The organism is Flavobacteriales bacterium (assembly GCA_016779935.1).
Lineage (GTDB): Bacteria > Bacteroidota > Bacteroidia > Flavobacteriales > UBA7312.
This window is the reverse complement of record JADHMQ010000001.1, coordinates 240294-254735: the sequence shown is the minus strand read 5'-3', so window position 1 is coordinate 254735 and position 14442 is coordinate 240294. Positions and strand designations below refer to the sequence as shown.

The window sequence follows — 14442 nt, the reverse complement described above, 5'->3', positions numbered from 1 at the left end:
AATCAGTCGTTTTTATAATGAATAAAAATAAAAAATTTAATACAGCAATAACGTTAGAAAGCGGAGCAAAATTGCTTGATTTATCAACACCAATAGTCATGGGTATTTTAAACCTTACTGATGACTCATTTTTTGATGGTGGAAAACATAATTCTGAAAAAAAAGCACTCTATCAAACTGAAAAATTGCTCGAAGACGGGGCTACTATTATCGATATTGGCGCCTACTCTTCTAGGCCTAATGCCAAACACATCTCTGAAGAGGAAGAATGGCAAAGACTTGAAAAAAATCTGAAAAATATTAACAACGAATTCCCCTCCGCTATCTTATCTATAGACACCTTCCGTTCAAAAATTGCAAAACGCTCTATTGAGGCTGGTGGAGACATTGTAAATGATATTTCTGCAGGTGAACTTGACAGTAAAATGTTCGACACTATTGCTCAACTTAAAGTGCCTTATATAATGATGCACATGAAAGGAACACCTCAAAACATGCAAGATAATCCACAATATGATTGTATTGAAGATGAAGTAAAACGTTATTTTGAAAAAAAGATTAAGCAGCTTAAACAAAAAGGTGTTGAAAATATAATAATTGACCCGGGTTTTGGATTTGGCAAAAGCTTAGAGCACAATTACCAACTCCTTAACCGATTAGAGCACTTACATACTCTAAATTTGCCACTTCTAGCTGGTGTTTCTAGAAAGTCTATGATTTACAAACCCCTGGAGACTGATGCAGCGCACGCACTGAATGGCACTAGCGTTATTCACACAATTTGTCTAGAGAAAGGCATATCTATTTTAAGGGCACATGACGTTTGGGAAGCTATGGAATGTGTAAAATTAACTAACTTCGCCAAAACGAATTTGTAATGGGTTTTCTCGAATTTAACATACTTGATATTGTCGACATCTTTTTGGTGGCTATACTTTTATATCAATTGTATAAATTAATTAAAGGAACTGTTGCCATTAAGATTTTTATCGGAATTGCAGCAATATATCTCCTGTGGAAGTTGGTTGAAGCCTTACAAATGGACTTACTTAGTGAAATACTTGGGCAATTTATTGGTGTAGGTGTTTTAGCAGTAATTATTGTTTTCCAACAAGAAGTAAGGCGTTTTCTTTTGATGATTGGAAACACTAAATTTTTCTCAAAAGATGGGGTGTTAAAATTCAATTGGATAAACGATGAGACTGGTGCTGAAGTAAATATATCAGCAATTACGGATGCTTGTGAGAAAATGGCAAGTACAAAGACTGGCGCTATTATAGTAATTACTAGAGAAAACGGACTACCAAACTACATTGAAACTGGGGAAGCTATTAATTCAAAAACCTCTAGTATTCTTCTTCAAAGTATATTCTTTAAAAATAGTCCATTGCATGACGGTGCTGTTATAATTACGGGTAATACTGTAAAAGCCGCAAGGTGTGTGCTTCCTTCTATTGAAAATGAAAATTTTCCATCTAATCTTGGAATGAGACACAGAGCTGCAGCAGGTATTTCAGAAAATACAGATTGTATTGCGATTATCGTTTCCGAAGAAAGAGGAAAAATTTCGGTTGCTCAAAAAGGTCAACTCGAAATAAGCTTATCTGCCGAACAGCTTAAAGAACTACTTCAAAAGGAATTGCACCAAAAGTAATTAGCTCTTCAACCTTGGGTCAAGGGCATCTCTCAGACCTTCACCAATAAGATTATAAATTGTAATTGTAATGAAAATGGCAAATCCAGGGAACATTACCAACCACCATGCTTCAAACTCCTGACGACCTAAATTCAATAATGAACCCCAAGTTACCACATCATCTGGCACACCAATTCCTAGAAAGGATAGTGAACTTTCAATGAGTATAGCTGAGGCTACACCAAAGGCTATGGATACAAAAACTGGTGCTAGAGCATTCGGTAATGCATGTTTTGCAATGGCTCTAAAATTGGAAAAGCCTAAAGATTTAGCAGCTTGAATATATTCCAACTCTCTAATTCTTAAAAATTCTGCTCTAGTAAAACGAGCAATTCCAGTCCATGAAGTCAGTCCAATAATGACCATTATCAGCCAAATACTTCTGACAAAAATAGCAGAAATAGTAATGATTAGAATCAGCCTTGGAATAGAATTTAATATTTCAATCCCTCTAGAAATGTAGGTGTCAATTGGCACACTTATTTCTTTCCCTAACCATCCGAAAGTAAATAAACGAGACAATAGCCTCATACCCACAAGAATAGCCACGATTATCAATAAACTGATAATCAACTCCATAACGCCATTACCAGTGGAAAAAGCATTTGAAAGGGTATATTTTCGTACTCCAAAACCATAGAAAAAGGCTAAGAAAACACCCAACAATGTAAAGATATATTTTACCCTAGGCATCAATAAATTTCTATCGCCAAAGAAGCCGGCTAAAGCACCTAAAAAGACACCAATTATACTAGCTATACCCATAGCCAATACTCCAACTAATAAGGAAATTCTAGTTCCATGAATAAGTCCAGAAGCTAAATCTCTTCCGATATTATCAGTTCCCATAATATGTCTTAATCGACCAGGAATGGCAACAATTTCATTATCGCTATTTTTATAGCGCTGCTCATCTAATGGCGAAACATATTCTCTATTATATCTGTCGCCTTTATCTGGTGAATAAGGGATTGGTGCCCACACTACACTTTCTAAATCTAACTTTCTCCAGTCAGTGATATCAAATTGTAGCATTTCAACAAGGCCTGCATCATTCTTAATTGAATCTACCTTCGAAGGGTTTACTAAAGTTGAGAAAGCAGGATAAAATGTTTCACCTTTATATTTACAGTATAAGGGTTGGTCATTGGCAATAATTGGCGCAAATAATGCAATGAATACGAGTCCGATAAGGATATATAATGATACAAGTGCTGGCTTATTCTTTTTGAATTGTTGCCAAGCGTATTTTTTAAACGAAAAATTATTCTGTTCCATATCTGTTTATTTGTAAGAAATTCGTGGATCAACAACTGCATAGAGTACGTCGGCAACTAAATAACCAATCATGGTTAAAAAACCAATTATTGTAAATACTGCAACAATCATAGGATAGTCCGAATTCAGAATAGAGTTATATATTTCAAATCCCATTCCAGGAATGGTAAAAATGGTTTCTATAATTACTGAACCACCAATTGCTAATGGGAAAATATTAGCGAACACCGTAATAATCGGTAGCAATGAGTTTCTCAAAGCATGCTTCATAACAACTTTACCCTCTCCTAGCCCTTTAGCCCTTGCTGTTCGGATATAATCTTGTCCGAAAACATCAATTACACCAACTCGCATAATCCTACTTAAAAACGCAAAAGAGCTGTATGTATAGGTAATAAGAGGTAAGATGAAATAAGGTGCTCTATGGGCAGTCTTTTCCCAAAAAGACCAATTTGGATTAAATAAAGTTGGGTCTTGAATTCCAGATACTGGGAACCATCTTAAAGTATCAGGGTTAGCAAAAGTATAAATTAACAATACACCAATGAAGAATCCTGGCATAGAGTATAATACGAATACTATGATTGATGAAATTCTATCAAACTTACTGTCTTTCTTATATGCTGAATAAATTCCAAGCGGAATACTAATAATGTATGCAAACAATACCGATAAGATTGAAAATGAAAAGGAAATCCAAACCTTAGACCATATTTTTGTATTAATGGGTTGACTATCAATATAAGAGTATCCAAAATCTCCTCTTACAACCCCTTTTCTATTTTCGCCATCACCAAACAACCAAAAGTGGTACTGGTTTTTAGAACCGTACCAGATAATCTTTGGCACATAACTTTTCCAAGAAGATTGTTGGCTAAGCATAGTTTCATAGGATGACTTAGCTAAATCAAATTCTTTCTTAACTCCTGATAAAAAACCATATTTAGCGTACAGATCAGCCAGTGAGTTGAATTTTGACTCTAAAACGCTGGGGTTTGCTGTTTCCAGCATGGCGTTTATCTCAAAATTAGATTGAGTAATAACATCATTAATTTCATTTTTAGAATACAAAGGAATACTATCTTGATCTATATTCATCTTAAAAATATCCTCTAAGTCCAATGAAAAATGACTTGTTTGTGTTTTCGACATCTGATTGAAATAGTCAGAGACATCTTCCCAGTTTCCATAATAGTGTGAAAGCTCACTTAAAGTAGCCGAATGATCTTTATCAGCTACCTTATACAAGGTATCACTATCGCTAATAGAACCAAAGCTGAAATAGAAAACAGGTAAGTCAAGACCAAGTTTTTTTCTTAGGTCTTGCTTTGTTTTCTTAGATGCATTAGACTGTTGATTGGCTGCTCCTTCCTTGTCTGCAGAATTGGATAACTTCTCAACAGGATCAGCCGGTGCACTGATGCTTATGATGAATGCCAACAAAGAAATTGCCAATAATGTTGGTATAAAAATAAGTATTCGTTTTGCTATATATTTTAACATATTCTAGATTAATTAAGGCATTGGAGTTTGGTTCATATAACTTTCTTTTAACTTAAAGTTATGTAGTACAAAACCTGGTTTTTCATAATACATATTCGCATTATCAAAACGCTTATGAATCACAATTTTTCGTTTTGGGCTATACATGAACACGTAAGGTTGGTCTTCATATATTTTTGCTTGTAGTTGCCAGATTGCGTGTCTATGTTCTTCAGGGTCAATGGCAGCATTTGCAGCATCAATTAGAGAATCACTAAAGGCATCACCGAATCCACAGAAGTTGGAGCCTTTATTTGCCCAAGATGAGGTATGCCATAACTGATAAGGGTTAGAGTAAGATGCTGAACCACCCCATCCGCCTAACATCATGTCAAAGTCATGCTCCTGAGCGTTTTTGTAAAACAAGGTAAAATCCATTGGATTTGGGTTAACTTCTACTCCTGCACGCCACATGCTTTCTTTTATCATAAGTGCAGTTTCTTTTGAAGCTGCACCACTCATATAACTGAGTTCAAAACTTAGCTGAAGTTTTTCACCATTAACCATTTTATCTCTGATATTATTGTCATCGGTATCCACCCAACCAGCCTCATCTAAAAGCTGCTTAGCCTTTTCTACGTCTAATTCAATAAGTTTAAGCGTATCGTTATAGTTCTTCTTAAGATTAGATAATTGAGCTACTTGTCTGGAGCCTTCTCCGTGGAGTAATACTTCTATAATTTCATCCACAGGTACTAAGTGGGCCATAGCACGACGTACTTTAACATCTGTAAAGAATTTCTTTCTCTTTATACCATCAGGTCGTGTATTAAGACCTGCGTAGTAATATGAATACTGGTTTAAAAAGTCAGAATGGTAATTTTCATTAAAGTAATCGTGTTTCTGAAGCTTAAAAAGCTTAGATGTTCCTACTCTATTGGTAGCATCTAATTCCTGACTCTTTAGTGATAAGAATACAGAAGCATCATCGGTAATAATCTTAAAAATGATTTCTTCAGGGTAGTTTTGGTTGTAGATAGATGTATCATTATCACCCCACCAATTTTCTTTTTTCTTAGCAATAATGTACGAACCTGTTTCCCATTCTGAAATTTGGTAAGGTCCTAAGCCTACTAAACGTTCTGATTGGTACCTGTTATCGCCATGATTAAAGGCGTTAAACCATTCAGACCATTCTTTCTTTTCTTTAAAATTTGGATTGTGTATCTCTTCAAATGTAAGGTCGTCAAGAATTCCTTCTGGATCCCAATGTGATTTTTGCTGAATATAAACTTCTGAGAAAATGTTTGCATTAGTAACGTTTTTACCAAAAGCCACCATTGTAAATTTCTTAGGGTTATTAGGATAAAGAATAACATTTTTGATAACGGAAGAGTAATTTCCTCTTACATTAGCGTTGTCAGTTAATGGACAAATCTGAAGTTTTGCTGTAAAAGCTACATCTTCAGCGGTTAGTTCACTCCCATCTTCCCATCTTACATCGTCTCTTAATTCATAATGGTAACGTAAGCCGTCTTCCGAAATTTCTGGCAGTGTCTTCACTAAAGAAGGCGTATATTCCAAGCTTTGCAAGTCCAACTTAACCAATGTTTTTTGAGTGTGCTCAAATATAAAGGAACGCATCACTGAATTGTCATTGAATGGATGTAGACCATCTGGGTTTGACGATATATGAGCAATTACAATATTTTTTGATAAATCTCTATTATCAACACATGCTGAGAGTAGAACTATTGAAATTATGACCGTAAGTATCTTGTTATACATAATCATTTTTTTGAGTAGTGATGCAAATATAACATTCCGCACGATTTAAATACAACCTGAATACTGAATTTATTTCCATTGTAAATAAAAAAACAAAATGTTTTGTGAAACGATGTAAATCGTATAAATTTGCGCCCTCGTTCTTTTTTGGAGAGGTGGCTGAGTGGCTGAAAGCGGCACCCTGCTAAGGTGTTATACCGGTAACGGTATCGGGGGTTCGAATCCCCCTCTCTCCGCATAAAATAATACAGTTTGGCTGTCTGCATTATTTGTTTAGTTTTGCAGACTCTACACTCGGGGTGTAGCGTAGCCCGGTCATCGCGCCTGCTTTGGGAGCAGGAGGTCGCAGGTTCGAATCCTGCCACCCCGACTACAAAAGGGATTGATTAGTTTCAATCCTTTTTTTTAATCCATTTTTCATCCATAACCTTTAAGTATAAAATTCCGTATAATAATGTAGTTTTGCAATTACTTTAATAATCTTAACACCCTTATTAATTGAAAAGGATAGCGTTCATATTTATCGCTTTTTTGTGTTGTGTTTCTTCTAGCTACTCCCAAAGTGATACTTCTTTTTGGTTTGTTGCTCCAGAGGTATGGATAGGACACGATGATAGGCCTATATACCTACGCTTTGCTTCCTTTGATGAGCCCGCAACAATAACAATAAGTCAACCCGCAAATGCTTTATTCCCCAATCAGACAGTTACTTTGAGTGCCAATGATGCTGCATCCATTGACCTAACTGCTTGGATAGATATCATTGAAAACAAGCCCTATAATGAAGTTCTAAACTATGGCATTTATATCTCCTCGACTTCTCTAGTAACTGCCTATTACGAAGAAGGCTCAACTAACAACCCTGATATTTTTTCCTTAAAAGGGCAAAATGCTCTAGGTCTTGAATTTTATACACCTTTCCAAACGTTTCTGAACAATAATTATACTCAGAGTAAAGCTGGTATTGATATTGTTGCAACTGAAGACAATACCGAAATACAAATTACTCCAACACAAGATTTAGAGGGCTATTTAGCAAATACTACCTTTACTATTACACTTAATATGGGTGAAACATATTCTTTAAGGGCGAGTAGTGTTTTTGGCTCTTTACACCCTTCAGGTACTCATATTTTAAGCAATAAACCTATTGCTGTTTCTGTTAGTGATGATTCTGTTCTTGGTAACCCTTACTATGGTCCAACAGCTTTCGATTTAATGGCTGATCAGCTTATTCCTGTTGAGCAAATGGGGTTAGAATATATTGTTATAAAGGGGGAATTAAATGAAGAAGATAAAATTTACATTACTGCCTCCGAAGACAATACAGATATATTAGTAAATGGAGCGGTTGTTGCTAACATTAATACCAGCGAAACATATCAAATGGATTTATTTGATCCATGCATATATTTTACGAGTACTAAACCTGTAGTTGCTCTGCACATGACTGGCTATGGCTCAGAAGTTTGTGGTGCTATCCTGCCACCTATTAATTGTACTGGTTCACAAAACGTTTCCTTTATTCGTTCCGTCAACAATCCATTTTTTAAATTGAATATTTTGGTTAAATCTGGAGGGGAAGACGACTTTTTATTTAATGGGGCAAGTGGAATTATTTTGGATACTGATTTTGAGGATGTTCCTAACACATCTGGTGAATGGAAATTTGCATCTATAACTGAACCTTCATTTGTAAATGTTCTTACAAACTCTAACATCTCTAATGACTCATCTTTTTTCCATGTGGGAATAATTATGGGGCGAAATTCATCAAGTAGATACGGCTATTTTAGTAATTTCAATAAATTCGAACATAAAATTACTACTTCAACTGAAACCTACTGTGAAGGCGATGTGTTGGTTTTAAATGGGGAATTTATTAATAACACAGATTATAATTGGAATGGACCTAGTGGCTTTACAGCTTCAGGTAATAATTTCACATTTGGAGTCCTAAGTCTTTCTGATAGTGGAACCTATGTTCTTAGTGGTCAAATTGGTGAATGCGATGTAGTTTCAGACTCAATTAATGTTATTATTAACGCTTTGGATGATGCCTCTTTTAGCATTAGTGATTTCTGTATTGATACTGAAAATACAGCAACAATTAATGGTACTACAGGTGGTAATTTTTCCTTATTAAACAGTAGTGATGGAGCCACAATAAATCCACTTAATGCCAATATTAGTAATGCAACGGTTGGTACTACTTATGATGTTCAATATTCTACTTCAGGCAACTGTCCTAGTATTTCGGTAGAGTCAACAACTGCTCTTGCATTTGAAGACCCTTCATTTATTACTACTGACTTTTGCTATGGCGATAACAATTCTGTTATCATTTCTGGAACATCTGGCGGTCAGTTTTCATTTTCTTCTAATCCAAATGGTGCTGAAATAGACGTTATTACAGGCGCTCTATCCAATGTAACAGAAGGAAGCCTTTATAGTATAGAATACACTACTCCAGGCTCTTTAACAAGCTGTTCTACTAGTAGTCAAGAAGATGTTGAAGTATTCACTATTCCGGCTAGCCCTATAGTGTCGCCATCGGAATACTGTGATGGGGAAAGTATTTTACCCATAATTATAACACCATCTGAAAGCGGCTCTATGATTAGCTGGTATTCCGACTCTTCACTCACAGATTTTATTCAGAGTTCTAATGCCTATGCTATTCCTTACTTTCTAGGCACTACAACCGTTTATCTAAATGAAACTAGCATCAACAACTGCGTGAGTGATTTTTCTTCAGCTGTTCAAACCATACACCCCTTGCCAAATATTAATGCTGGTGAAGATCAAACTATATGTTTTGGCGAAAGTATAACTCTTAGTGGAAGTGGTGGCATGAATTATTCATGGGATAACGGTGTGCAAAACAATTTAGCCTTTACTCCTTCAGTTGGTCTAAATACTTACATTCTTTTTGGAGAAAGTACTGATAATTGCTTTAATAGCGATACCGTTAACATCAACGTCAACCCTAACCCTACTCCTTTTGCTGGTAACGATCAAGATGTTTGTGGGAAACAAACTGAGCTAGTTGCAACAGACAATGGTATTTCAGCAGTATGGAGCAATGCATCTGCTGTATTTGCTGATACAAATACTCCACAAACTACTGTGAGCGTAGCTGATTATGGCCTGTATACTTTTAGTTGGACAGAAACAAATGCGTTTGGATGTACATTTACTGATGCTGTTTCCATTAACTTTCTGGAAACCCCAGAAATAACATTAAGCACAAACTTTATTCAAATATGTGAGAATGAGGAAGTCCTTCTCAATGGGTCATCAAATAACTCTGCTAATCCAGAATGGACAACTAACGGAAGTGGAGATTTTTTAACTACTGCCAACGCTATTATTTACGATTATAGCCAAGCCGATATTGAGCTTGGAGAGGTTCAAGTCTATTTCACAACTACACTAGATGATTGTACCGATACTGATACAGTAATTATAAGCATCAAAGAATTGCCAGTAACTAATCTTTATACCGATAATTTCCTTTGTGAGAATGATACAACAATGGAGATTTATGTGTCCAATGATGGAAATGCACCTTTTAAATACGAGTTAACGGTAGACAATGAAATTCTTTTGAATTACACCTCATTCAACTCTATTGACACTTTTATTATAAGTGAAGTAGGACATTACAAAGTTGTAAATTATGCTGACAACTACTGTTTGGGTAATTCTTCAGATGAAATCAATGTATATGTGAGGGAAAATCCTTTGGCTAGCTTTACCGTTTATCCCAGAGAAACGTCTATTCTTAGTCCACAGATTCAAATGAATAATTTCACTTCAAATGTCAGTTATTGTCAGTGGTGGTTTGGCGATAGCACTTATTCTGATACGGACTGTAATCCATCACATCTGTATAACGATATTGGCACTTTTGATATACTTATGTTAGTCGAAAATGAATTCGGATGTATGGACAGTATGAGAAATGAAGTTATCATTAATCCTGAATTTGAATTATTCATCCCTACTGCCTTTACTCCTGATTATGATGATGTAAATGACGTCTTTTTATGTAAAGGCTTTGGAATAAGTGAATTCTTTATTAGAATATTTAGCCGATGGGGAGAACTTATATACACTAGTAATGATATTAATGAGTCTTGGAATGGAAAAACCCAAAAAGGTACGGAATGTATGAATGGTGTTTATTCTTACAGAGTTGAAGTAATTGACCTTATTGGTAAAAAGCACTTCTTTGACGGTGAAATACATTTATTGCGTTAATTGGATTAAAAAAAACCCTTAATCTCTGAAAGAGAAAAAGGGCATAATCAATGTGATCGAGACAGGATTCGAACCTGTGACCGTCTGCTTAGAAGGCAGATGCTCTATCCAGCTGAGCTACTCGACCAATTTTTACGGAATTCAACCAGTAAAAAAATGTGTCGGCAAATGTAAATATTTTGGATTGACATTCCAAAACATAATAGCAAAGAAATAATACGGTCAAAACTTGATTAACCTACCTTCCTTTTTTAAGTGGAAACTTCATTCGGTAATCCACTTTAATATTTCCTTTAGAGATATCCATGAGTTTACCCTTTAGCAGACGCTTCTTTATACCACTAAGATAATCTGTAAATAGTACGCCTTCAATATGATCATACTCATGTTGTATGATTCGTGCTTTAGTACCCTCATAGACTTCTTCTAAAGTATTAAAGTCTTCATCTTGATACTGAATACGTATTTTAGGTTTTCGGCTAACGTCTTCTCGAATGTTAGGAATAGATAAACAACCTTCGTTAAAATTCCACTCCTCGCCTTCTTCATCCAAAATTGTTGGGTTGATAAATACCTTGCAGAAGTCTTCCATATCAGGTTCATCCTCTGCAAAAGGACTGCCATCAACGATGAATAAACGAATGCTTTTATTTATTTGAGGTGCAGCTAAGCCTACACCATTGGCTTCATACATGGTTTCGAACATATCTTCAATTAGCTTTTCCAGTTGAGGATAATCCTGTGGAATCTCTACCGCCTTTTTCTTCAAAACAGTAGCACCGTAAGCTACAATAGGCAAAATCATTACAGTAGTTCTTGAATGAGTTGTTCGATACTAATACCTTCAGCATCTGCTTGGTACGTTTTTACCAAACGATGACGTAAAATAGGTTCTGCTACAGCTTTTACATCTTCAATATCTGGAGAATACTTACCATTAATTGCAGCATGGCACTTTGCTCCTACAACTAAAAACTGAGATGCTCTTGGTCCAGCTCCCCAAGAAATGAATTTATTTACTCTTTCCGAAGCATGTTCGGTGTTAGGGCGTGTTTTAGCAACTAACTTAACGGCATACTCCATCACATTATCGGCAACTGGTATTTTACGAATAAGCTTCTGATAATTAAGAATTTGCTCAGCATCAAGTACTTTATTGAGTTTAACTTCTTTATCAGAGGTTGTGCTTTTAATAACTTCTAATTCCTCTTCGTAAGAAGGGTAATCTAAAACCACGTTAAACATAAATCTGTCTAACTGAGCCTCTGGTAATGGGTAAGTCCCTTCTTGCTCAATTGGGTTTTGAGTAGCTAATACAAAGAATGGCTTTGCAAGTTCATATCGAGTACCTGCTGCTGTAACTGATCGTTCTTGCATAGCTTCTAGCAATGCCGCCTGAGTTTTTGGAGGCGTTCTGTTAATCTCATCAGCTAGTACAATATTTGCAAACAAAGGTCCTTTGTTGAAGGTAAACTGTCTGTTTTCATTCAAAATTTCAGAGCCAACTATATCAGATGGCATGAGGTCTGGAGTAAACTGTATTCTATTAAATTCTAATCCTAAGGATTGAGCAATCGTTTGAACGAGTAGTGTTTTTGCCAATCCAGGCACTCCTACTAGTAAACAATGTCCTTGACTAAAAATGGAAATTAATACGTTTTTAACAACTTCATCCTGACCTATAATGACTTTGGCTATTTCAGCTCTAAAATCTTCATATGACTTCTTAAAATTATCTAACTCTTGCACTTCTGACATCTTCTCTTACTTCTTTTTCCAATTATCACTCCATACACAATCAAAGTCATCTTTGATATCAATATAGGTTTCTTCTATTTTTTCTTTTTTCCAATTTTGTAAGGCTATCGCCTTCAACTCTTGTAAAGCTACCGATTGTATTCTATCGTAGTCCTCTTTTAAATTAGCTTTATGCTCTTCAATGATTCTATCCACATGAATAACACGACAGGCTTTTCTACCATCAAAAGTTTCAAAAACGGTTGGTTTTGACATCTCTGTCTGGCTTAAGCCATCAATAGTGGATGATACTGAGGCGTCTAATTCTTTTAAAACAAAAGAGGAAGAACCTGTTTGTGGATTTACCATGACTCCTCCATTATTTTTAGATTCATCTTCTGAGTACCTTACAGCTAATTGCTCAAAACTCAAAGTATCAGAATCCATTAAATTTATTAAGCTATCGAGTGTTGATTTGGCATTTATAATAGCTTGTGTACTAATTTTTGGCTTAATGAGGATGTGTCTTATCTTAAACTGCTCTCCTCTCCTTTTTACCATTTGGATTAGGTGGAAACCAAACTTAGTTTCAACGATTTCTGAAAGTTCATCTTCTTGCAGTCTAAAAGCTACTGATTCGAACTTTGGTACAAGCTTTCCTTTTTTCACAAAACCTAAGTCGCCACCTAACTTTGCAGAGCCAGGATCATCAGAGTATAAAGAGGCTAAAAAGGCAAAATCTTCACCGTCTTTAATACGTTGTTTAAATCCGTTTAATTTATTGGTAATACGTTCTCTTTCTTTAGTATCTACTTTTGGAAAAACAACTAATTGAGATAGGTAAATTTCTTCAGGGAAAATAGGTAAACTATCTTCAGGAATTCTATTGTAGAATTGCAAAACATCCTTTGGTGTAGCTTTAACTCCTGATGTAACCTTACTTTCCATACGTTGTCCTAAGATTTGCTCTCTGAATAGTGTCTGAAACTCTTCTCTAAGTTCAGAAATGGTTTTACCAAAATATGCTTCTAATTTTTGAATAGATCCTATTTGGCTAACAAAAAAGTCTATTCGCTGCTCAATGGCTTTGTCAACTTCATCTTCCGAAACTTCTAAACTATCTACTTCTGCATGGTGAGATAAGAGTTTTTGAAACATCATTTCATCGAGTATCTGGCACTTAGCTTCTTCTCCTACTACAGCACTCTGACGCATTTGCAAGTATTGGGTTTCAACAGCAGATTTAAGAATAACTTTATTTCCTACTACAGCTACAATACCTTCAACAGAATTTTGAGAATTTCCCAAAAAACTTAGTAGACATAAAGCAATTAAAATGCTATTTCTTTTCATATCGAATGTGATTTTTTGATAATGCTGTCTTATACAGTTTCATTTCGGTTTCTTCAAGAAAACTAATTTTTCTTCTGTTAAGTATAATTGAACGAATTTGATTTTCAATCATACTCAATGGAGAAACGCTACCCTTCGCTTTATATTCTTTAACATATAAAAAATAATGAAACTCTTCGTCTGTAAATTCTAGAGATTTTCCTTTTCTCAGAGGATACCTTTTTGAAGATTCATTATTTGGTAAACTTAAAAAAACATCTTTTACGTATTGCCAATTATCTTCAATAAAGTAATCTTGTGCAAATTGGTAACAATAATCTTCTAAACTTACCTTGCTGTCCTCGTCATTATTTTTGTATAAAGACTTTACCTTCCACAAATAAGGAACTTCTCGTTTTAACTTTATATAATTTACAGTAACAACATCGTCTTTGAGAAGAAAATTATTTTTATTTTCTGAATAAAACTTTTGAATTTCTTCCTTTGAAATTACTGAATCTAGTTTTTGGTTAAGTAGTTCTTGTTGGTAAGAATATATGAGAAGTGCATTTTCGTAACTCTCAACTTGTGCCGTAACGTTTTGTTGAATAAGGGGTAAGTTAAGTCTTGCCTTTTGCAATAGCAATTGTTCTTTCACCCACTTTTCACGAAGATTGTTGATAAGGTTAAGACTATCTGTTTCATTTAGTCCTGGTGTAACTAAATGCTCAATATCTTTGTAGAATAGTTCATTGCCGTAAACCTCTACAAGAAATATTTCTGATTCGTCTTTAAAAAAATCACAGGAAAAAAGACCTAAACATAAAATGAATACTAAAGCCTTTTTTCCCATAATTTAAATA

Annotated in this window: 10 protein-coding genes and 3 tRNA genes; 5 read left to right on the top strand and 8 right to left on the bottom strand. The window is 35.1% G+C overall.

The genetic code is table 11. The features are described from left to right. The first annotated feature begins 17 nt into the window (after positions 1-17). Complete coding sequence (folP, locus tag ISP73_01210) at positions 18-878, top strand: dihydropteroate synthase (GenBank protein MBL6657201.1); 861 nt, start codon at positions 18-20, stop codon at positions 876-878. Continuing rightward, positions 878-1654, top strand: coding sequence for a TIGR00159 family protein (locus ISP73_01205; protein MBL6657200.1), 777 nt, complete (start codon positions 878-880; stop codon positions 1652-1654). Before folP ends, ISP73_01205 begins: the two co-directional genes overlap by 1 nt. Here the strand turns inward: ISP73_01205 and ISP73_01200 are convergent, their stop codons facing one another. Genes ISP73_01200 through ISP73_01190 form a run of 3 tightly spaced genes read right to left on the bottom strand, consistent with a single transcriptional unit; the run spans position 1655 to position 6244 of the window. After that, positions 1655-2974: an ABC transporter permease gene (locus ISP73_01200; GenBank protein ID MBL6657199.1), complete on the bottom strand. Its 1320-nt coding sequence runs from the start codon at positions 2972-2974 to the stop codon at positions 1655-1657. A 6-nt stretch (positions 2975-2980) separates the two neighbouring features. Beyond that, a complete protein-coding gene (locus tag ISP73_01195; protein ID MBL6657198.1) occupies positions 2981-4477 on the bottom strand; it encodes an ABC transporter permease in 1497 nt (498 codons plus the stop codon). Between the two features lie 12 nt (positions 4478-4489). Then, entirely contained in the window at positions 4490-6244 is a 1755-nt protein-coding gene (locus tag ISP73_01190) for a hypothetical protein (GenBank protein ID MBL6657197.1), read from the bottom strand. A 149-nt stretch (positions 6245-6393) separates the two neighbouring features. Here ISP73_01190 and ISP73_01185 point away from each other — a divergent pair. From ISP73_01185 to ISP73_01175, 3 genes are all read left to right on the top strand, one after another. Next, a tRNA-Ser gene (locus ISP73_01185) sits at positions 6394-6480 on the top strand. A 59-nt stretch (positions 6481-6539) separates the two neighbouring features. Beyond that, positions 6540-6614 (top strand) — tRNA-Pro (locus ISP73_01180). A 128-nt stretch (positions 6615-6742) separates the two neighbouring features. Then, entirely contained in the window at positions 6743-10510 is a 3768-nt protein-coding gene (locus ISP73_01175) for a gliding motility-associated C-terminal domain-containing protein (protein ID MBL6657196.1), read from the top strand. Positions 10511-10563: 53 nt separating this feature from the next. On the opposite strand, the gene ISP73_01170 is transcribed toward ISP73_01175, so the two are convergent. The 5 genes from ISP73_01170 to ISP73_01150 all read right to left on the bottom strand — a co-directional run bounded on the left by ISP73_01170 (position 10564) and on the right by ISP73_01150 (position 14432). Then, a tRNA-Arg gene (locus ISP73_01170) sits at positions 10564-10637 on the bottom strand. A 111-nt stretch (positions 10638-10748) separates the two neighbouring features. Next, positions 10749-11315, bottom strand: coding sequence for a peptide deformylase (locus ISP73_01165; protein ID MBL6657195.1), 567 nt, complete (start codon positions 11313-11315; stop codon positions 10749-10751). Continuing rightward, the gene (locus ISP73_01160) at positions 11315-12268 is read right to left on the bottom strand and encodes a MoxR family ATPase (GenBank protein MBL6657194.1); all 954 of its coding nucleotides are present in this window, start codon (positions 12266-12268) and stop codon (positions 11315-11317) included. The genes ISP73_01165 and ISP73_01160 overlap by 1 nt, the downstream gene beginning before the upstream one ends. Positions 12269-12274: 6 nt before the next feature. Then, complete coding sequence (locus tag ISP73_01155) at positions 12275-13600, bottom strand: peptidylprolyl isomerase (GenBank protein ID MBL6657193.1); 1326 nt, start codon at positions 13598-13600, stop codon at positions 12275-12277. Next, the gene (locus ISP73_01150; GenBank protein ID MBL6657192.1) at positions 13587-14432 is read right to left on the bottom strand and encodes a hypothetical protein; all 846 of its coding nucleotides are present in this window, start codon (positions 14430-14432) and stop codon (positions 13587-13589) included. The genes ISP73_01155 and ISP73_01150 overlap by 14 nt, the downstream gene beginning before the upstream one ends. Positions 14433-14442 lie beyond the last annotated feature (10 nt).

Bases quoted from the DNA above. Each gene is read 5' to 3' on its own strand.
- folP (MBL6657201.1), top strand. From the start codon at position 18: ATGAATAAAAATAAAAAATTTAATACAGCAATAACGTTAGAAAGCGGA.
- ISP73_01205 (MBL6657200.1), top strand. From the start codon at position 878: ATGGGTTTTCTCGAATTTAACATACTTGATATTGTCGACATCTTTTTG.
- ISP73_01200 (MBL6657199.1), bottom strand. From the start codon at position 2,974: ATGGAACAGAATAATTTTTCGTTTAAAAAATACGCTTGGCAACAATTC.
- ISP73_01195 (MBL6657198.1), bottom strand. From the start codon at position 4,477: ATGTTAAAATATATAGCAAAACGAATACTTATTTTTATACCAACATTA.
- ISP73_01190 (MBL6657197.1), bottom strand. From the start codon at position 6,244: ATGTATAACAAGATACTTACGGTCATAATTTCAATAGTTCTACTCTCA.
- ISP73_01165 (MBL6657195.1), bottom strand. From the start codon at position 11,315: ATGATTTTGCCTATTGTAGCTTACGGTGCTACTGTTTTGAAGAAAAAG.
- ISP73_01160 (MBL6657194.1), bottom strand. From the start codon at position 12,268: ATGTCAGAAGTGCAAGAGTTAGATAATTTTAAGAAGTCATATGAAGAT.
- ISP73_01155 (MBL6657193.1), bottom strand. From the start codon at position 13,600: ATGAAAAGAAATAGCATTTTAATTGCTTTATGTCTACTAAGTTTTTTG.
- ISP73_01150 (MBL6657192.1), bottom strand. From the start codon at position 14,432: ATGGGAAAAAAGGCTTTAGTATTCATTTTATGTTTAGGTCTTTTTTCC.